Genomic DNA, 19,637 nt, shown 5'->3' with positions numbered 1-19,637 from the left:
GCCTCTTCGCAGCACAAGGCTGCTCCTACAAGGGCTGTGCAGTGCTTTGAGAGGGGGGCTGCAGCAGCGCTGCCAGCCCGGCACTGTCCAGCGGCCGGCTCAGGTAAAAGCCCTGCACTTCGTGGCAGTGGTCCTTTTCCAGCGCGCTGAGTTGCTGTTCGCTCTCTACTCCCTCGGCAGTTACCGTCAACCCCATCGCCTCACCCAGGTTTATGATGGCCTGCACCACGGCGCGGTCGCTGCCGCCGTTGCTGTTCAGGCCACTGATGAAGCGCTTGTCGATCTTGATGCTGTCGAACGGGTAGGTACGCAGGTAGCCCAGCGATGAGTAGCCGGTGCCGAAGTCGTCCATGTTCAGGCGTACGCCCAGTTCCTTGAGTGACAGCATGGTGCCCAGCGCGCCCTCGATGTCGTTGAGCATCACGTTTTCGGTAATTTCCAGCTCCAGGCGCTGGGCCGGGAAGCTGGTGTCCAGCAGGATCTCGCGCACGTCGGCGACCACATCGCTACGCAGGAACTGCGCAGGCGACAGGTTCACCGAAACCAGAATGTCGGCGGGCCAGTCGTGGGCAGTGCGGCAGGCTTCGCGCAGCACCCAGCGGCCCAGCGCGACGATGATGTCGCTCTGCTCGGCCAGCGGGATGAAGGTATCCGGCCCCAGCAACCCTTCCTGTGGGTGCTGCCAGCGCAGCAAGGCTTCGACCGCGACGATGCGCAGGTCGCTGATGCGGTAGCGTGGCTGGTAGTGCAGCACGAACTCCTGGTTGCGCAGGGCCCGGCGCAAGTCGTTTTCCAATTGGCGGCGGTACTGGATCTGCTGGTTCATTTCAGCGGCAAAGTAGCGCCAGGTATTCTTGCCATCGGCCTTGGCCTGGTACAGGGCGATGTCGGCGCAGCGGATCAGCTCGCCGGCATCGAAGCCTTGGGTGCGGGTCTGCGCGACACCGATACTGACCCCGACGTGCAGCGGTTGGCTGTCAAAGCTGATGGGTTGCTGCAGCAGGCCGATCAGCCGTGCGCAGAAGCGGTCCACTTCGCTGCGGTTGTCCATGCCGCTGAGCACCACAATGAACTCATCGCCGCCCAGGCGTGCGACCAGGTCGCCATCGCGGGTAGTGTCGCGCAGGCGCGTCGCCACTTCCTGCAGCACCGCATCCCCGGCGCCATGGCCGAGGGAGTCGTTGATCGGTTTGAAGTTGTCCAGATCCAGCAGCAGCAAGGTCAGTGGCGGCGATTCATTGCCGCGCAGCAGGGCCTGCTCCAGGTGCCTGGCTAGCTTGTTGCGGTTCGCCAGGCCGGTGAGTGGGTCGTGTAGCGACAGGTGCTGGATGCGGGCATGGGCGTCGACCTCGTCGGTGATGTCACTGGCGGTGCCACGAAAACCGATGGGTTTGTCGTCATGCCAGATCGCGCGGGCCGAAATCCTGCAGTAGCGGTTCTGGCCATTCTGGTCGCGGTAAGTACAGCGCAGGTTGGCCAACTGTTGCGGGTCTGCGTTGGCGAGGGCGTCCAGCCAAGGTGAGAGCGGCGTGGTATCGCAGGCCAGCAACTGGTTGAGCGGGTGACCCAGCCAGTCGTCCACCGGGTAGCCGGTGACATTGGCAAAGCGCTGCGACAGGTACGTCAGGCGTTGTTGCCGGTCGGTTTCCCAGATCCAGTCGGATGCCGACTCGGCCACCGCGCGAAACCGCTGCTCGCTGGCCTCCAGGGCCTGGTTGCTCTGCTGCAAGTGTGAAAGCGTCAGGCCGATTGCCCGCGAGCTGCGCAAGGTGAGGCGGAACAGGTACAGCATGATCAGGCCGAGTATCAGCAGCGCGCCCAGCAGGGCTGGCATTACCGCCCACAGCAATTGGTGACCAGGCAGCGGGCTGCTCCAGGACAGGTGATAGCCGGTGTCACCCAGGTCGATACGTAGGTGGTCATGCTGCTGCATGTCTTCCTTTTCCACATGCATGCCGGCCAGGCCGGCACCTTTGCCCAGCTGCGCCAGTTTTTCTTCGGTAAGCTGGTCGACGAACAGCATCACTGGCGCCTGGCTTACCTCGCTTTCGGTGACGTCGCGGTCCGGGCGTACGGCTGCGGCACTGAGTACGGCCGGCCAGCCATTGAACAGCACGAAACGGGTGATCTGCTCGCGGGGAATGGCCGCCGCCCGGGCCAGGTCGATGATCGGCTGCAACGGCGCATCTATATAGGTGTTGGCGCCTGCCTGGCTGGGTTGTCCTTTGAACAAGGCATAGATGGTACGGTCGTTTTCCACCACGAACACCCCTTCGTAGCCGCTGGCGCTGTACAGCGACTCGCCTATGTTCTTTTCCTCGTAGGCCCACTTCCAGTCGGCATTCCCCGCCAGGTGCTCGAAGGCCGCATCCCATACGGCATAGCTGGACAGAAACTGGCGTGAGGCCAGCAGCCGTTGCTCCAGCGCCTGGGTCGCATGAAAGGCGCTACGCTGGCGCTCCTGCTGGTCAAGCGTGGTCGCGATATTGAACAGCGCTCCGAGGGTGACCAGGCAGGCCAGCCCGAAAACAGCGCTGAAACCGGCGATCAGGTGGCGTACCTGAAAGCGCGGCGTGGGGCTTGCGGGTGGAAGGTTGGCGGTCCTGGCCATGCGCGAGCGGCTCCTTCAAGCAGCCCCCACCGGGCAATCAGGCAGGAGGCTCAATCAGGATAGGCCAGCCTGAGCGTCGCAGCCTCGCCGCGGGCAAAATTGACTTGGTCACGGCCTGCGTGCTTGGCGGTGTAAAGCGCCTTGTCCGCCTGTTCCAGCCAGTGTTCCGGGGACTCGAGGCTAGCCTCGAATGCTGACAGGCCGATGCTGAGGCTGATACGCAGGTGCGGCAACTGCGGGTTACGGTAGTTGGCGACCCGTTCGCGCAGGCGCTCCATGGCGAGGCAGGCCTGAGCTTCGCTGGTGTCCGGCAGGATGACGCAGAACTCGTCGCCGCCGTAGCGCCCGGCCTGGTCGCCATCGCGCAGGTTGCGCCGTAGCTCGGCACTGAGCTGGCGCAGTACACAATCGCCGACCACGTGGCCGAAGGTGTCGTTGATGGTCTTGAAATGGTCGATGTCGATCAGGGCAATGACCGCGCCTCCTTGTTGCTGTTTACAGGCCTGGAACTTCAGCAGCAGCAGGTCTTTCCAGGCGCCATGGTTGAGCAGCCCGGTCAGGCTGTCTGTGAGGGTCAGGGCGCTCAGCCGGCGCTTGTGGTCGGCCAGCTTGATCGCCAGTTGATAGCACACCCAGCCCAGGGCCAGCGGGTACAGCGTCAGCATCGGCAGGCAGGCATAAACCTGCAGGGGCGTGGCGTTCAGCTGCAGGCCGGGGCCGAGCACCAGAACGGCAACAAGCATGCCGGCCAGCTGGGCCACTGCCCCGCGCACGACCAGCCGCTTGCCGCCGGCAGATACGTTGTTCATGGTCATCATCGACAGCACGGTCACGCTGGGCAACGGGTTGAAGTGCATGGCGGCGGTCCAGAACCCGCCCATCAGTGAATCGAGCAGCAAATTGCGCTGTTCCGCCTGGTAAGGGGTTACCGAGCGGGTAGCCCAACAGTAGGCCACGTGCGGCCACAGCAGCCCGTTGAACAGCAGCAGGCCCCATAGCCAGGCAGGCGGCGTCAGCGGAGCCATGCCGGCCATGACGCTGAGCAGACCGATGCCCATGCCGATAACGCGCGGCAGGTAGATGCGCTTGACGAATGAAAGGCCTTTGCCGCTGCGATTGTCCATCATGGTCATTGTTCTTCTGCCGGGGTGCCGTTTATCGCTTAACTCACGTGAATATTGTTGAACACAGTTTCATCGGCGAAAAATGACCTTACAAGCCAATTCACGGTTGATGCGATCACTGTGGGGTAACATGAAGGCTTTCCTGTTGCTTGGAGTGCTGCTGATGGTTCCTTTGGCCAACCACGCTGGCGAGCCGGCACCCCAGCAGGATGGGCGTTTCCATAACCAGGCGGTGCGGCCGCAGGATGGCGTGCTGAAAAAGCTGCGCATCGGGCTCAAGTACCTGTTCCTGCGCAAGCCCCCGCAAACCCGGCCAGCCATGCCAATCAGCCTCCAGCCCATGACCCGCCAGCAGGTGCTCGATGCCCCGGACCACAGCTTATGGCGCTTGGGGCATTCCACGGTATTGCTGAAATTGCGCGGGCGCTTCTTCATCACCGACCCTGTGTTCGCCGAGCGCGCCTCGCCCGTGCAGTGGGCGGGCCCCTTGCGCTTCCATGCGCCGCCGCTGGCATTGCACCAGTTGCCACCGCTGGCTGCGGTAGTGCTGTCGCACGATCACTTCGACCACCTCGACGAGCAGGCGATTCGCCAGCTGGCGCCGCACACCGGGGTGTTTCTGGCGCCACTGGGGGTGGGCGACCTGCTGATGCGCTGGGGGGTGGCCCCTGCGAAAGTGCGGCAGCTGGATTGGTGGCAGGAAAGCGTGGTGGAAGGCGTGCGCTTCGTCGCTACCCCGGCACAGCACTTTTCCGGGCGCGGGTTGCTGGACAGCAATCGGACGTTGTGGGCGTCCTGGGTGATTGTCGATGAGGATGTGCGGGTGTTCTTCAGTGGCGATACCGGGTACTTCGACGGTTTCAAGCAGATAGGTGAACGTTTCGGGCCGTTCGACCTGACCATGATCGAAACCGGCGCCTACAACGTCGCCTGGCCCGATGTGCACATGCAGCCGGAGCAGAGCTTGCAGGCCCACCTGGATTTGCGCGGGCGCTGGATGCTGCCGATTCACAATGGCACTTTCGACCTGTCTACCCACGGCTGGCAGGAGCCCTTCGAACGCATACTGACGCTGGCCAATCAGGCTCAGGTGCGCCTGAGTACGCCGCAGATGGGCGAGCGGGTCAGCCTTGGCTCACCGCATGCCGGGCAGAACTGGTGGAAGCCGCGGCCTGTGCGCCAGCGGGGCCAGGCGAACGAGCGCACAATGGCGGCACGCTGAGCTTCAATGTTTGTCGTCCCTGCTGCGCGAGGGCCGGTCCTGGTCATCTTTCAATAGTTGCGAGGGCGGCTTGCCGCTGTCACTGCGTACCTGAGCATGGCTGATCAGGCCGAAGATAAAGCTGCCGCCAATGATATTGCCCGCCAGGGTCGGCAAGGCGAATTCCAGCCAGAAGCTGCGCCAGGTCTCATCGCCGGCCCAGACCAGATAAGAGACTTCGACCGAGCCCACTACTATATGAGTGAAGTCGCCAAGGGCCATCAGGTAGGTGATCATCATGATGATCCAGATCTTGGCGTGCTCCATGGATGGGATCATCCAGACCATGGTGGCGATCATCCAGCCCGAGACGATGCCCTTGGCGAACATCTGGCTGACGTCGTTCTTCATGACCTTGCGGCCAATCTCCAAAAAGGCTACATCCGTCTTGCTGTCGAAGATCGGCAGCTCCAGCATGACCCAGGCCACCAGCAGGGTGCCGGCCAGGTTGCCGAGCAGTACCACGCCCCACAGGCGCAACAGGCGACCGAAGTTGGCCAGGGTAGGGGCGGTCATGACTGGCAGCACGGCGGTGAGGGTGTTTTCGGTAAACAGTTGCTGGCGTGCCAGGATAACGGCGAGAAAGCCTGCGCTGTAGCCAATGCTGGCAATCACCTGGGCACTGTCGCCGTCCGGCAGGCGGGCGTAGAACAGCCCCATGGCCATCAGCGATAGGCCCATGGACAAGCCGGCGGCCAGTGCCGACCACCACAGCGCGGCGAGCGTACGCTCCAGCTCCTGGTCGCCCTGGGAACGAATCATCTCGTGCAGCACTGCCGCCCGCGGCGGCTGGTTGTGGCTGACTTCCTGCTCTTCATCTGCAGACAGGCCCGGGGTTTTCTCGCTTTGCCCATCGCTCATGGCCGCTACGCTCCGTGGGGGTGTTTCATTACAGATCCGCTGCGCTTCCATTAGTTGCCAGGAGGCAGCGAAACACCTTTGAAAAGTTTTTTAGATCAAGGTGTTGACTCTAATTTCAAAGCGCGTATTATTCGCCACCTCGCAGCGACAAACGCTTCGGGGCAAGCGGTAAGTGTTTGAAGTTGTTAGCTTTCGAAAGGAAGCGGTTGTAAAAAACTTCGAAATAAACGCTTGACAGCAAGTCAGGAAGGCGTAGAATGCGCGCCTCGGTTGAGACGAAAAGCTCTTAACCAAACGCTCTTTAACAAATTGAATCAAGCAATTCGTGTGGGTGCTTGTGAGTATGGACTGATAGTCAACAAGATTATCAGCATCACAAGTGGCCATGCGAGAAATCACATAGTCATTTGAGATTGCTGAGCCAAGTTTAGGGTTTCTTAAAAACCCAAGCAGTATTGAACTGAAGAGTTTGATCATGGCTCAGATTGAACGCTGGCGGCAGGCCTAACACATGCAAGTCGAGCGGATGAGAGGAGCTTGCTCTTCGATTCAGCGGCGGACGGGTGAGTAATGCCTAGGAATCTGCCTGGTAGTGGGGGACAACGTTTCGAAAGGAACGCTAATACCGCATACGTCCTACGGGAGAAAGCAGGGGACCTTCGGGCCTTGCGCTATCAGATGAGCCTAGGTCGGATTAGCTAGTTGGTGAGGTAATGGCTCACCAAGGCGACGATCCGTAACTGGTCTGAGAGGATGATCAGTCACACTGGAACTGAGACACGGTCCAGACTCCTACGGGAGGCAGCAGTGGGGAATATTGGACAATGGGCGAAAGCCTGATCCAGCCATGCCGCGTGTGTGAAGAAGGTCTTCGGATTGTAAAGCACTTTAAGTTGGGAGGAAGGGCATTAACCTAATACGTTAGTGTTTTGACGTTACCGACAGAATAAGCACCGGCTAACTCTGTGCCAGCAGCCGCGGTAATACAGAGGGTGCAAGCGTTAATCGGAATTACTGGGCGTAAAGCGCGCGTAGGTGGTTTGTTAAGTTGGATGTGAAAGCCCCGGGCTCAACCTGGGAACTGCATCCAAAACTGGCAAGCTAGAGTACGGTAGAGGGTGGTGGAATTTCCTGTGTAGCGGTGAAATGCGTAGATATAGGAAGGAACACCAGTGGCGAAGGCGACCACCTGGACTGATACTGACACTGAGGTGCGAAAGCGTGGGGAGCAAACAGGATTAGATACCCTGGTAGTCCACGCCGTAAACGATGTCAACTAGCCGTTGGAATCCTTGAGATTTTAGTGGCGCAGCTAACGCATTAAGTTGACCGCCTGGGGAGTACGGCCGCAAGGTTAAAACTCAAATGAATTGACGGGGGCCCGCACAAGCGGTGGAGCATGTGGTTTAATTCGAAGCAACGCGAAGAACCTTACCAGGCCTTGACATGCAGAGAACTTTCCAGAGATGGATTGGTGCCTTCGGGAACTCTGACACAGGTGCTGCATGGCTGTCGTCAGCTCGTGTCGTGAGATGTTGGGTTAAGTCCCGTAACGAGCGCAACCCTTGTCCTTAGTTACCAGCACGTTATGGTGGGCACTCTAAGGAGACTGCCGGTGACAAACCGGAGGAAGGTGGGGATGACGTCAAGTCATCATGGCCCTTACGGCCTGGGCTACACACGTGCTACAATGGTCGGTACAGAGGGTTGCCAAGCCGCGAGGTGGAGCTAATCTCACAAAACCGATCGTAGTCCGGATCGCAGTCTGCAACTCGACTGCGTGAAGTCGGAATCGCTAGTAATCGCGAATCAGAATGTCGCGGTGAATACGTTCCCGGGCCTTGTACACACCGCCCGTCACACCATGGGAGTGGGTTGCACCAGAAGTAGCTAGTCTAACCTTCGGGAGGACGGTTACCACGGTGTGATTCATGACTGGGGTGAAGTCGTAACAAGGTAGCCGTAGGGGAACCTGCGGCTGGATCACCTCCTTAATCGACGACATCAGCCTGCTGATGAGCTCCCACACGAATTGCTTGATTCATTGTCGAAGACGATCAAGACCCTATATAGGTCTGTAGCTCAGTTGGTTAGAGCGCACCCCTGATAAGGGTGAGGTCGGCAGTTCAAATCTGCCCAGACCTACCAATATGCGGGGCCATAGCTCAGCTGGGAGAGCGCCTGCCTTGCACGCAGGAGGTCAGCGGTTCGATCCCGCTTGGCTCCACCACTCGCTTTACTTGATCAGAACTTAGAAATGAACATTCGTTGATGAGTGTTGATTTCTGACTTTTGTCAGATCGTTCTTTAAAAATTCGGATATGTGATAGAAATAGACTGAACACCAGTTTCACTGCTGGTGGATCAGGCTAAGGTAAAATTTGTGAGTTCTGCTCGAAAGAGCAACGTGCGAATTTTCGGCGAATGTCGTCTTCACAGTATAACCAGATTGCTTGGGGTTATATGGTCAAGTGAAGAAGCGCATACGGTGGATGCCTTGGCAGTCAGAGGCGATGAAAGACGTGGTAGCCTGCGATAAGCTTTGGGGAGTCGGCAAACAGACTGTGATCCAGAGATCTCTGAATGGGGGAACCCAGCCAGCACAAGCTGGTTATCTTGTACTGAATACATAGGTGCAAGAGGCGAACCAGGGGAACTGAAACATCTAAGTACCCTGAGGAAAAGAAATCAACCGAGATTCCCTTAGTAGTGGCGAGCGAACGGGGACCAGCCCTTAAGTTGGTTTGAGATTAGTGGAACGCTCTGGAAAGTGCGGCCATAGTGGGTGATAGCCCCGTACACGAAAATCTCTTGTCAATGAAATCGAGTAGGACGGAGCACGAGAAACTTTGTCTGAATATGGGGGGACCATCCTCCAAGGCTAAATACTACTGACTGACCGATAGTGAACTAGTACCGTGAGGGAAAGGCGAAAAGAACCCCGGAGAGGGGAGTGAAATAGATCCTGAAACCGTATGCGTACAAGCAGTGGGAGCCTACTTTGTTAGGTGACTGCGTACCTTTTGTATAATGGGTCAGCGACTTATATTCAGTGGCGAGCTTAACCGAATAGGGGAGGCGTAGCGAAAGCGAGTCTTAATAGGGCGTTTAGTCGCTGGGTATAGACCCGAAACCGGGCGATCTATCCATGGGCAGGTTGAAGGTTAGGTAACACTGACTGGAGGACCGAACCGACTACCGTTGAAAAGTTAGCGGATGACCTGTGGATCGGAGTGAAAGGCTAATCAAGCTCGGAGATAGCTGGTTCTCCTCGAAAGCTATTTAGGTAGCGCCTCATGTATCACTGTAGGGGGTAGAGCACTGTTTCGGCTAGGGGGTCATCCCGACTTACCAAACCGATGCAAACTCCGAATACCTACAAGTGCCGAGCATGGGAGACACACGGCGGGTGCTAACGTCCGTCGTGAAAAGGGAAACAACCCAGACCGTCAGCTAAGGTCCCAAAGTCATGGTTAAGTGGGAAACGTTGTGGGAAGGCTTAGACAGCTAGGAGGTTGGCTTAGAAGCAGCCACCCTTTAAAGAAAGCGTAATAGCTCACTAGTCGAGTCGGCCTGCGCGGAAGATGTAACGGGGCTCAAACCATGCACCGAAGCTACGGGTATCACCTTTTGGTGATGCGGTAGAGGAGCGTTCTGTAAGCCTGTGAAGGTGAGTTGAGAAGCTTGCTGGAGGTATCAGAAGTGCGAATGCTGACATGAGTAACGACAATGCGAGTGAAAAACTCGCACGCCGAAAGACCAAGGTTTCCTGCGCAACGTTAATCGACGCAGGGTTAGTCGGTCCCTAAGGCGAGGCTGAAAAGCGTAGTCGATGGAAAACAGGTTAATATTCCTGTACTTCCAGTTATTGCGATGGAGGGACGGAGAAGGTTAGGCCAGCCTGGCGTTGGTTGTCCAGGTTTAAGGTGGTAGGCTGAAATCTTAGGCAAATCCGGGATTTCAAGGCCGAGAGCTGATGACGAGTTGCCTTTAGGCGACGAAGTGGTTGATACCATGCTTCCAAGAAAAGCTCCTAAGCTTCAGATAACTGGGAACCGTACCCCAAACCGACACAGGTGGTTAGGTAGAGAATACCAAGGCGCTTGAGAGAACTCGGGTGAAGGAACTAGGCAAAATGGCACCGTAACTTCGGGAGAAGGTGCGCCGGCGAGGGTCAAGGACTTGCTCCGTAAGCCCATGCCGGTCGAAGATACCAGGCCGCTGCGACTGTTTATTAAAAACACAGCACTCTGCAAACACGAAAGTGGACGTATAGGGTGTGACGCCTGCCCGGTGCCGGAAGGTTAATTGATGGGGTTAGCGCAAGCGAAGCTCTTGATCGAAGCCCCGGTAAACGGCGGCCGTAACTATAACGGTCCTAAGGTAGCGAAATTCCTTGTCGGGTAAGTTCCGACCTGCACGAATGGCGTAACGATGGCGGCGCTGTCTCCACCCGAGACTCAGTGAAATTGAAATCGCTGTGAAGATGCAGTGTATCCGCGGCTAGACGGAAAGACCCCGTGAACCTTTACTATAGCTTTGCACTGGACTTTGAATTTGCTTGTGTAGGATAGGTGGGAGGCTTTGAAGTGGGGACGCCAGTTCTCATGGAGCCATCCTTGAAATACCACCCTGGCAACTTTGAGGTTCTAACTCAGGTCCGTTATCCGGATCGAGGACAGTGTATGGTGGGTAGTTTGACTGGGGCGGTCTCCTCCCAAAGAGTAACGGAGGAGTACGAAGGTGCGCTCAGACCGGTCGGAAATCGGTCGTAGAGTATAAAGGCAAAAGCGCGCTTGACTGCGAGACACACACGTCGAGCAGGTACGAAAGTAGGTCTTAGTGATCCGGTGGTTCTGTATGGAAGGGCCATCGCTCAACGGATAAAAGGTACTCCGGGGATAACAGGCTGATACCGCCCAAGAGTTCATATCGACGGCGGTGTTTGGCACCTCGATGTCGGCTCATCACATCCTGGGGCTGAAGCCGGTCCCAAGGGTATGGCTGTTCGCCATTTAAAGTGGTACGCGAGCTGGGTTTAGAACGTCGTGAGACAGTTCGGTCCCTATCTGCCGTGGACGTTTGAGATTTGAGAGGGGCTGCTCCTAGTACGAGAGGACCGGAGTGGACGAACCTCTGGTGTTCCGGTTGTCACGCCAGTGGCATTGCCGGGTAGCTATGTTCGGAAGAGATAACCGCTGAAAGCATCTAAGCGGGAAACTTGCCTCAAGATGAGATCTCACTGGGATCTTGAATCCCCTAAAGGGCCGTCGAAGACTACGACGTTGATAGGTTGGGTGTGTAAGCGCTGTGAGGCGTTGAGCTAACCAATACTAATTGCCCGTGAGGCTTGACCATATAACACCCAAGCAATTTGCGCCTAAGACGCCAAATTGTGGTGGTGAAGATGACACGAACCGAAAGTTCGCAACAACCCACAAATATCGCATATCCGGATTCGCTGGGCTGTCCATCTGGACATTCTGGCTACAGAATTTCTTGACGACCATAGAGCATTGGAACCACCTGATCCCATCCCGAACTCAGTAGTGAAACGATGCATCGCCGATGGTAGTGTGGGGTTTCCCCATGTGAGAGTAGGTCATCGTCAAGATTCATTTCGCAAAACCCCTATCTGCACATGCAGGTAGGGGTTTTGTCTTTGCGGCGCAAATATCCCTAGTCCTGCCCGCCCCCCTGTAGGAGCAGCCTTGTGCTGCGAAGAGGCCGGTAAGGCTAAAGATTATCTTCGGCTGCAATGGCCTCTTCGCAGCTCAAGGCTGCTCCTACAGGGATCTGTGGTACGTCGCCCCCCCCACAATTCGAGCCAGAATACTAGACGAGCGCGCTTTCAAAGCCTGAGCAAGACTGTTGCTTCTACAACGGCGCCAGCGCAGCACTGCGACAATATTGCAGTTACATTAACGTGACTTTCCCACGCCCATCCTACGTCAAGACTTTGATTCAGGGCATTTCTACCCCTGGACCGAGCGATGCCAGCGTACCGTGCTGCGCATTTCTGGACTTCCACCGTCCCATCACTTGAGGTAGCAAGCAAGATGGCCAAGGCCGCCGATGTCGTTGTGCAATGCCTGGAAAACGAAGGTGTCGAATATGTATTCGGCATTCCCGGTGAAGAAAACCTTGACCTGCTCGAATCCCTGCGCAAGTCGAAGATCAAGCTGGTACTGACCCGTCACGAGCAGTCTGCAGGTTTCATGGCTGCCACCTACGGCCGACTGACCGGCAAGACTGGCGTCAGCCTGTCCACCCTCGGCCCTGGCGCCACCAACCTGGTTACCGCCAGCGCCTACGCCTACCTGGGCGGCATGCCGATGATGATGATCACCGGGCAGAAGCCGATCAAGAAGTCCAAGCAGGGCCGCTTCCAGATCATTGACGTGTGCGGCATGATGGACCCCATCACCAAGTACACCCACCAGTTCGCCTCGGCCGACAACATCCCGGCCCGCATGCGCGAAGCCTTCCGCCTGGCTGAAGAAGAAAAGCCGGGTGCGGTACACCTGGAACTGCCGGAAGACATCGCCGCCGAGCAGACCGACGCACTGCCGATCCCGCGCAGCCTGCACCGCCGTCCGTTGGCCGAGCATGTGGCCATCCAGGCTGCCGTCGAAAAATTGCAGAATGCGCGCAACCCGATCCTGGTGATTGGTGCCGGTGCCAACCGCAAGATGACCGCCAAGGTCCTCAAGCAACTGATCGACAAGACCGGCATCCCGTTCATCACCACCCAGATGGGTAAAGGTGTGGTCGATGAGCGCCACCCGCGTTTCCTCGGCAACGCTGCGCTGTCGTCGGGTGACTTCGTGCACCGCGCCGTCGAAGCGGCCGACCTGATCATCAACATCGGCCACGACGTGATCGAGAAGCCGCCATTCTTCATGGTCCGTGGCGGCACCGAAGTCATCCACATCAACTTCCGCTCTGCCGAAGTCGATGCTGTTTACTTCCCGCAGGTCGAAGTGATCGGTGACATCGCCAACGCCGTGTGGCAGATCAGCGAAGCGCTGAACGACACCTCGCACTGGGACTTCACCCGCCTGATGGCCATCCGTGAAGCCAACGAAGCACAGATCGCCGAAGGCGCTGATGACAACCGCTTCCCGGTCTACCCACAGCGCCTGGTGGCCGACATCCGTCGCGTACTGCCGTCCGAAGGCATCGTTGCCCTGGACAACGGCATCTACAAGATCTGGTTCGCCCGCAACTACAAGGCGCACAAGCCGAACACCGTGCTGTTGGACAACGCCTTGGCCACCATGGGCGCGGGCCTGCCATCGGCCATGGCGGCGCACCTGGTGCACCCGGACCGCCCGGTGATCTCGGTGTGCGGCGACGGCGGGTTCATGATGAACAGCCAGGAGCTGGAAACCGCTGTACGCCTGGGCATGCACATCACCGTGGTGATCCTGCGTGACGATGGCTACGGCATGATCCGCTGGAAGCAGGCCAATATGGGCTTCACCGATTTCGGCCTGGACTACGGCAACCCGGACTTCGTCAAATACGCCGAAGCCTACGGTGCCAACGGCCACCGCGTGGAAAGCGCCGAAGGCCTGCTGCCGCTACTGGAACACTGCATCAAGACCCCAGGCGTGCACGTTATCGACTGCCCGGTCGATTACAGCGAGAACGACCGCATCCTCAACAGCGAGCTGCGTGAGCGCGCGCTGGCGGTGTAAGCACCGACGACGGTATAGCTGGCAAGCCGGCCCCTTCAGGTATCTCACGATCCTGTAGGAGCCGGCGGGTGGTGCATAACAACCCCTCACGCATCTAGCAATTGCTCATTCTCAGGTTCTTCAAATAATGGAGAACACAAGACCATGACAATTGGTTCTACACACAACCACCCCGCCGATCTGACCATCGACCCATCACTGCCGATGCAGCCGTGGGCCGCGCGTTTCCCTAACCCCCCAGATCTCTGCTTCGACTACCGCCGCCTGATCGAACAAGAGGGAGGCGTTGCACGGGCCACACAGCCCGAACACCGCATTTGTATTGTCGGTGCCGGCGTTACCGGGTTGACTGCGGCCCGGGAATTATTGCGCTGTGGTTTTAGCCGTATCACCTTGATCGAGCAGTCCCGGCGTGTAGGCGGGCGACACCTGACAGTCGTGAACAACCCTGCAAGCCACAAGCACCCTGTCACTCCTTTTGAAATGGGGGCTATGCGCATGCCTTTCTTCAATAGGACAGGAGAATCACCTAAAGATGGCCGCTCGCTTATGGCGTATTACGCCAAGCTGTTTGAGCTGCGGATTTCTGATTTCCCCAATCCAGGTACACCTTGGGTGAATGCCACGGGTATTTATCTGCGCGAAGGGCAAATACAAGGTGAGGGTGACCCGGTGCTGTTGGTCTGGCGTAATCCGTCAGGGGAAACACCACCACCGTCGGCTGTCTTGCAGCAGGTCTACGAGAAATGGCGCAGTTTTGCTCAGCGGTTTGCTGAACACGTTTCCGCTGTTTATGGCACGCCAAGCTGGGAGTCGACATGGCGGGACATCGTCGAACGCTATCACCGCTTGTCCTTCAGGGATTTGGTGCATTTGCCCGCCCTCGTTGCCTGGGATCCTGAAAACCCCGGTGACTTTGGCGGTTTGGGCATGAGCAGTGATGAGTCAGCGATTTTCTATGCAATCGGTATTGGCGACGGCAGCTGGGGAGCATTTTATGATGTTTGCTGCTTGTACCCGCTACGTACGGCAATCTTTGGCTTCAGCAGTCATTTGCAGCTGGTGCATGGCCGTGTGGATTCAGCAGGTATGCCTTACGCTGCTCCGCATCTTGAAGCCAACAATGTTCCTGATAGCAGGGGATTGCCGTTTCAAGGACCCGCCTATCTCGGACTTGCGGCCATGGACGAATGCCTGTTGTACCTGGACGTCGGCATGGGAGGGATCTCGCTTTATGACCATCTGCTGGAAAGAGATGATGGGCTGCTGACAGATACGTCCGTGTGCGCGGTGCAGAAGCTGGAAAATGGCCGGGTCAGGGTCGGATATCGTTGGCAGTGCAGTGATCCGATACACGAGACCACCGAGTACCAAGACTTTGACAGCGTGATCATAACCACTCCGTCTTGGCTGATCGAAACCAACATCCGCCTCAGCGGCTTCACCCGCCAGATGTTGCCTCAGTCGATTATCGATGCCTGGAAACATGCCCACTGGGAGACCAGTTGCAAGGTTTATGCGCCGCTGAAGAAACGTTTTCTCGACCGCAAGCCACTGCCGCAAATCCTGATTACCGATAGCTTTGTGCACGATGTCTATGCCTATCGATACAACGACAGCTACCCCGATGACTGCATTCTCCTCAGTTATACCTGGGAGGATGATGCAACAAAATTGGCAGCCTTCTCTGATGAGGAATTGGCGACCAAGTGCCTGAAGGAGCTCGATCGGATCCTGCTGCGGTGCACCAATGTAGGCGAGGCTATATCGCCCTACATCGACACTCGAAACATTCGCATACAGCGTTGGAGCACAGACCGAAATGCGCTCGGGTGTGCGAAATTGTATAGGGCAGGTACCTATTATGATGCGGTAAGCCTGATGAAATACAACCGTGATCTGAGCGGGAGCTCAGGGTTGTATCTGGCTGGAGAGTCCTTCTCCGTTGACGCCGGGTGGACCGAGCCGTGTTTGCGCACGGCGATTGATACGGTCATCAACCTCTGCAACAACACTTCAGCGCAATTCAATGGTGGCTTTACCCTTGAGCACTACCCACATTATCAGGTTGGGAAATAGCGGCGTACGGGGCATTTTGTAGGGGGAGTCCTACTGCGATCATGTGATTTTCCTTTGGTCCCATCGGACCCTCCTGACTGTCCCTCCCAGGCCCAACATCGCTTTACTGGCGTCCTTCCAAAACAACCACAAAAAGGAAGCCGCCATGTCTGAATCCTGTTCCCCCGTCAGCCCTGTACGTATCGCTGTCATCCAGTACGACCCCCAGGTCGGTCTTGAGCATTGCGAGCGTAACTTGGGTAATGGTCTGGCGCTGGCCCGGCGAGCAGCACGCGAAGGCGCCAACCTGATAGTGCTGCCTGAGCTGGCCAATACTGGCTACACCTTCAACTCCCGCGCCGAAGCCTATGCCCATGCAGAGACGCTGCAGGACGGCCCTTGCCTGAAAGCCTGGGAGGACTTCGCCAAGGAATACCAGGTTTACCTGGCCGCAGGTTTTTCCGAGCGCGACGGGCTGAAGCTCTACGACAGCGCCGTACTGTTTGGCCCTGAAGGCCGGCTCGGGCACTACCGGAAGGCGCACCTCTGGAACCAGGAAAAACTCTGGTTCACCCCCGGCGATCTGGGGTTCCCGGTATTCGAGACGCCAATCGGGCGTATCGGCCTGCTCATATGCTGGGACATATGGTTCCCGGAAGTCCCGCGGCTGATGGCGGCGCAAGGTGCCGACATCATCTGCAGCCTCAACAACTGGGTATGGACCCCGCCACCATTGTTCGATGAAGCAGGGCGCTGCATGGCCTCGTACCTGACCATGACCGCAGCGCATGTCAACAACGTTTACATCGCCGCCGCGAACCGTGTCGGGAGCGAGCGGGGCGGGCGCTTCCTGGGGTGCTCGCTGATCGCCGGTACCAATGGCTGGCCGATTGGCGAAGTGGGCAGTGCAGAGGCCGAAGAAATTCTCTATGCCGATGTAGATCTGAGCAGTGCACGCTCGGCGCCGATCTGGAACAACCTCAACGACCTGCCGCGGGACCGGCGTATCGACCTCTACGATGCCAATCTTGGTTACCGCTTGCACGCGCCAATGCCACGTTGAGGAGTCGCAAATGAACACGCTACTCTTCTCAGGACAGCAGCGTTGGCCTGTGTTGATTTTTGCCTGTCTGCTGCTTGTGCTCGCTGCGAGCCTTGCCCATGGCCAATGGCCGGATTATGCAGTTATGGTGGCGACGCTCGATCAGCCCCTGAGTCGCTTGCGCTGGATCGTCGGTGATATCAGTGAAGTGGCATTCTACAAGCACGAGCTGCCCGCACTGGGCTTGCTGCTTGGCGCTTGCCTGGCGCACTGGGCCCACGTGCGAGGGTATCGCTGGCAGGGCTTTGCCATTTGCTATGGCAGCGGATTATGGCCATGGGTGTTCACCAGTTCGTTCCTGGGCTTGGTGCTTAGCCACGCGTTGTGGGGGTGGACCTTGGCCAGTGGCAATTGGCAACCCACCTTCGTCGCCTTCGTGTCATTGCCGGCCGCCATGGTGTTGCTGTTTGGTGCGGGCTGGCGGGTGACGATCACGGGGGCGGTACTGGGTGCTCTACTGGTAACACCGGCCAGCCTTCTGATAGTCAACTACCTGTGCTATCCCCTGCAGTTGCCCGTGGTAGTTGGTAATGTGAGCGGCATGGCGGTAGCCAGTGTCGTGGCCTTCCTCCTGTGCAAGCGCTTTCCTTCATGGGTACGCCAAAGTCGTGTAGCCACCGCAGTGGCGCCGGTCATCAACCGGCCAGACTACGGTGTGGTCTGGACGTTGCGTCGGGTGCTGGCCGATTTCAGCGAAGCGCCATTTTTCGGTAATGAGCTGGCCAGCCTCGGGCTGCTGCTGGGCGTGTTGCTGGCTTACTTGTTAGCCCCGGCTGCACCGTCCTACGGTTCAATGCTGGTGATGCACATAGTGGCCGGGCAGGCCCTGGCATCGCTGGTTGGGGTCGTATTCTGGCGAGGCCAGTGGCAAGCCCGGGGGTGGTACCCTACCTACATTCCGATTGTCTCGATCGTTCCGGCCGCAGTGCTGACGCATGGCGGCAGCTGGCAAGTGGTGGTGGCCAGCGCAGTGCTGGGGGCGCTGGTGGCTCCGCCGCTGGCAGTGGCGATCACCCAGCGGTTGCCGGCTTATGTGCATGGCTACATCGGCAACGTGATGTCGATGGCCATCAGCACCTTGGGGATCGTGCCTCTGATCGGGTTACTTGCGGGGGGAAAAGCATGATTGAACATTCCAGCCTGCCCAGGCTGTCGATCGCTAGCCTGGGGGGCACGGTCAGTATGCAGGCCGGGGCTGTCGGGTGTGGTGTGACGCCAACCTTGGGCTGCGAGCAGCAACTGCTTCAGGTCCCACAGTTGCGCGAGATGGCGCAATTGAATGTTGCTTCATTGTGTCTGGTCCCTAGTGCCTCGCTGGACTTTGCGACGTTGCTGGACGTGCTGGCATGGGCCCGGTGCGAGGTTGAGCGCGGGGCCCAGGCCTTGGTGGTGAGCCAAGGGACCGATAGCCTGGAGGAATCGGCTTATTTCCTGGATCTCCTGTGGCCATTCGATGCGCCCTTGGTGATGACCGGTGCCATGCGTTCGGCCAGCCAGCCGGGCAATGATGGGCCGGCCAACCTGTTGTCTGCGGCGCAGGTTGCATTGGCACAGGGCAGCTGCGGGCGTGGTGTGCTTGTGGTGATGAATGACCAGGTCCACTGCGCGGCAAGGGTTCGCAAGACGGCCAGTATGGCGTTAGCCGCGTTCGAGTCGCCGGGATCCGGCCCATTGGGCGAAGTGGTGGAGGGGGAAGTGGTCTATCGCCATCCGCCAGCACGACGGGAAGTGCTGCCCGTACCGCATCGCACCGACCAGCGCGTTGCCCTGCTGGAAGCCTGCCTGGACGCAGACACGGCGCTGCTGCAGGCTGTGGCTACATTGGGTTATGAAGGGTTGGTCATTGCCGGCTTCGGCGCTGGGCATGTTGCCGCTAGTTGGTCCGAGGTGCTGGAACACCTGGCGCCCACCTTGCCAGTAGTTGTTGCCACGCGCACAGGTAAAGGGCCAACCGCCCGGACAACCTATGGGTTTGCGGGTGCAGAAATCGACCTGCAGAAAAAAGGCGTATACATGGCGGGGGACCTCTGCCCGCGCAAATGCCGCATTTTGCTGTGGCTGCTGATTGGCACCGACCGGAGACACGAGCTGCAGGACTGGTTGCACGCCTGAACCATCTGCCCGCGCGGTAGTTCACGCGGGCAGCCCTTCCGGCGTTGCTGTGCTAGGGTGCACACACTTTTGCTTCCCAGGATTCTCACCCATGCTCCCCGTACTCAGCGAAAAAGAACTCGACCGTCTCGAAGACCTGTTGATCACCTACGGCAACGACTATTCCGTGCTGAACCTGGCCGAGCTCAATGGCTTTTTCACCGCGCTGGCCAGTTCGCCGGTCGCCGTCTTCCCAGAGCAATGGCTGCCCGCAGTGGCCGGTGGCAAGGTGCCTAAGTTCAAGAAGGCTGCGCACGAAGAAGCGTACACCGCGTTGATGTTGCGCTATGCCAATCAGGTGAAAGAGGCATTGACTGATGACGTAGACCACTTCGAGCCGCTGTTCGAGGAAAGCGAGGGCGAGGTTGGCACTGTGATCGTCATGGAGGAGTGGTGCTTCGGCTATATGCGCGGTACCCAGATTGCCGGTTGGGGCGAGTTGCCGCAGGAGCAGGCGCTATTGCTCAAGGCCATTTCGCTACATGGGCTGGAGGACAACTTCGAGCTGCTGGACCAGATGAGCGAAGCGGATATCCAGGCCTGCGTTCCGCAGGTAGTTGAGGCCGCACGTGGGCTGTTCCGGTATTTCAAGAAGCTGCACTGACCTGATATTCGTTGGCTAGCGATCCCTGCACTTAACTGCACATCTGTTGGAAACCATTATTGCGCCCCGCGAAATTATGGTTTCCCTTACGCACTGATTCTGCTGCCAGCCGATCCAGTGCAGCATAGGCTCCACCAGCCCATCCCGGTGCTGATCAGGAGC

10 protein-coding genes, 2 tRNA genes and 3 rRNA genes are annotated in these 19,637 nt (G+C 58.2%); 12 read left to right on the top strand and 3 right to left on the bottom strand.

The annotated features are described in order from the left end of the window. Nucleotides 1-25: 25 nt before the first annotated feature. Entirely contained in the window at nt 26-2,611 is a 2,586-nt protein-coding gene (locus MRBLPB4O_RS21935) for an EAL domain-containing protein (RefSeq protein ID WP_341796585.1), read from the bottom strand. Nucleotides 2,612-2,661: 50 nt separating this feature from the next. Next, nucleotides 2,662-3,735, bottom strand: coding sequence for a diguanylate cyclase (locus MRBLPB4O_RS21930; RefSeq protein ID WP_341798921.1), 1,074 nt, complete (start codon nt 3,733-3,735; stop codon nt 2,662-2,664). Between the two features lie 130 nt (nt 3,736-3,865). Here MRBLPB4O_RS21930 and MRBLPB4O_RS21925 point away from each other — a divergent pair, with 130 nt between their 5' ends. Continuing rightward, entirely contained in the window at nt 3,866-4,957 is a 1,092-nt protein-coding gene (locus MRBLPB4O_RS21925; RefSeq protein ID WP_341796584.1) for an MBL fold metallo-hydrolase, read from the top strand. Between the two features lie 3 nt (nt 4,958-4,960). On the opposite strand, the gene MRBLPB4O_RS21920 is transcribed toward MRBLPB4O_RS21925, so the two are convergent. Next, the gene (locus MRBLPB4O_RS21920; RefSeq protein ID WP_341796583.1) at nt 4,961-5,857 is read right to left on the bottom strand and encodes a formate/nitrite transporter family protein; all 897 of its coding nucleotides are present in this window, start codon (nt 5,855-5,857) and stop codon (nt 4,961-4,963) included. Between the two features lie 457 nt (nt 5,858-6,314). Between MRBLPB4O_RS21920 and MRBLPB4O_RS21915 the strand changes: the two genes are divergently transcribed. The 11 genes from MRBLPB4O_RS21915 (at nt 6,315) to MRBLPB4O_RS21865 (ending at nt 19,475) form a co-directional block, all read left to right on the top strand. Next, a 16S ribosomal RNA gene (locus MRBLPB4O_RS21915) occupies nt 6,315-7,851 on the top strand. A 77-nt stretch (nt 7,852-7,928) separates the two neighbouring features. Next, a tRNA-Ile gene (locus tag MRBLPB4O_RS21910) sits at nt 7,929-8,005 on the top strand. Between the two features lie 6 nt (nt 8,006-8,011). Continuing rightward, nucleotides 8,012-8,087, top strand: a tRNA-Ala gene (locus MRBLPB4O_RS21905). Between the two features lie 235 nt (nt 8,088-8,322). Next, nucleotides 8,323-11,215 (top strand): 23S ribosomal RNA (locus MRBLPB4O_RS21900). A 140-nt stretch (nt 11,216-11,355) separates the two neighbouring features. Beyond that, nucleotides 11,356-11,471, top strand: a 5S ribosomal RNA gene (gene rrf, locus MRBLPB4O_RS21895). Together the 16S, 23S and 5S rRNA genes with 2 tRNA genes alongside form the textbook arrangement of a ribosomal RNA operon. A 445-nt stretch (nt 11,472-11,916) precedes the next feature. Beyond that, nucleotides 11,917-13,560 carry an acetolactate synthase large subunit gene (locus MRBLPB4O_RS21890; protein WP_341796582.1) on the top strand — a complete coding sequence of 548 codons (1,644 nt, stop codon included), beginning with the start codon at nt 11,917-11,919 and terminating at the stop codon, nt 13,558-13,560. Between the two features lie 144 nt (nt 13,561-13,704). Then, nucleotides 13,705-15,639 (top strand): FAD-dependent oxidoreductase, encoded by a 1,935-nt coding sequence (locus tag MRBLPB4O_RS21885; RefSeq protein WP_341796581.1) that lies wholly within the window; start codon nt 13,705-13,707, stop codon nt 15,637-15,639. 145 nt (nt 15,640-15,784) lie between these two features. Further along, complete coding sequence (locus tag MRBLPB4O_RS21880) at nt 15,785-16,681, top strand: nitrilase family protein (RefSeq protein WP_341796580.1); 897 nt, start codon at nt 15,785-15,787, stop codon at nt 16,679-16,681. A 10-nt stretch (nt 16,682-16,691) separates the two neighbouring features. Then, on the top strand, nt 16,692-17,846 hold the full coding sequence (locus tag MRBLPB4O_RS21875) for a hypothetical protein (protein WP_341796579.1): 1,155 nt from the start codon (nt 16,692-16,694) through the stop codon (nt 17,844-17,846). Beyond that, entirely contained in the window at nt 17,843-18,832 is a 990-nt protein-coding gene (locus tag MRBLPB4O_RS21870; protein ID WP_341796578.1) for an asparaginase, read from the top strand. Before MRBLPB4O_RS21875 ends, MRBLPB4O_RS21870 begins: the two co-directional genes overlap by 4 nt. A gap of 91 nt (nt 18,833-18,923) precedes the next feature. Next, nucleotides 18,924-19,475, top strand: a complete 552-nt coding sequence (locus tag MRBLPB4O_RS21865) for a UPF0149 family protein (protein ID WP_341796577.1) — start codon at nt 18,924-18,926, stop codon at nt 19,473-19,475. Nucleotides 19,476-19,637 lie beyond the last annotated feature (162 nt).

This window comes from Pseudomonas sp. LPB4.O (assembly GCF_038383825.1).
GTDB lineage: Bacteria > Pseudomonadota > Gammaproteobacteria > Pseudomonadales > Pseudomonadaceae > Aquipseudomonas > Aquipseudomonas putida.
Note: the sequence above shows the minus strand (reverse complement) of the source record. Positions and strands in the feature narration are given on the sequence as shown.

Bases quoted from the DNA above. Each gene is read 5' to 3' on its own strand.
- MRBLPB4O_RS21935 (WP_341796585.1), bottom strand. From the start codon at position 2,611: ATGGCCAGGACCGCCAACCTTCCACCCGCAAGCCCCACGCCGCGCTTT.
- MRBLPB4O_RS21930 (WP_341798921.1), bottom strand. From the start codon at position 3,735: ATGGACAATCGCAGCGGCAAAGGCCTTTCATTCGTCAAGCGCATCTAC.
- MRBLPB4O_RS21925 (WP_341796584.1), top strand. From the start codon at position 3,866: ATGAAGGCTTTCCTGTTGCTTGGAGTGCTGCTGATGGTTCCTTTGGCC.
- MRBLPB4O_RS21920 (WP_341796583.1), bottom strand. From the start codon at position 5,857: ATGAGCGATGGGCAAAGCGAGAAAACCCCGGGCCTGTCTGCAGATGAA.
- MRBLPB4O_RS21890 (WP_341796582.1), top strand. From the start codon at position 11,917: ATGGCCAAGGCCGCCGATGTCGTTGTGCAATGCCTGGAAAACGAAGGT.
- MRBLPB4O_RS21885 (WP_341796581.1), top strand. From the start codon at position 13,705: ATGACAATTGGTTCTACACACAACCACCCCGCCGATCTGACCATCGAC.
- MRBLPB4O_RS21880 (WP_341796580.1), top strand. From the start codon at position 15,785: ATGTCTGAATCCTGTTCCCCCGTCAGCCCTGTACGTATCGCTGTCATC.
- MRBLPB4O_RS21875 (WP_341796579.1), top strand. From the start codon at position 16,692: ATGAACACGCTACTCTTCTCAGGACAGCAGCGTTGGCCTGTGTTGATT.
- MRBLPB4O_RS21870 (WP_341796578.1), top strand. From the start codon at position 17,843: ATGATTGAACATTCCAGCCTGCCCAGGCTGTCGATCGCTAGCCTGGGG.
- MRBLPB4O_RS21865 (WP_341796577.1), top strand. From the start codon at position 18,924: ATGCTCCCCGTACTCAGCGAAAAAGAACTCGACCGTCTCGAAGACCTG.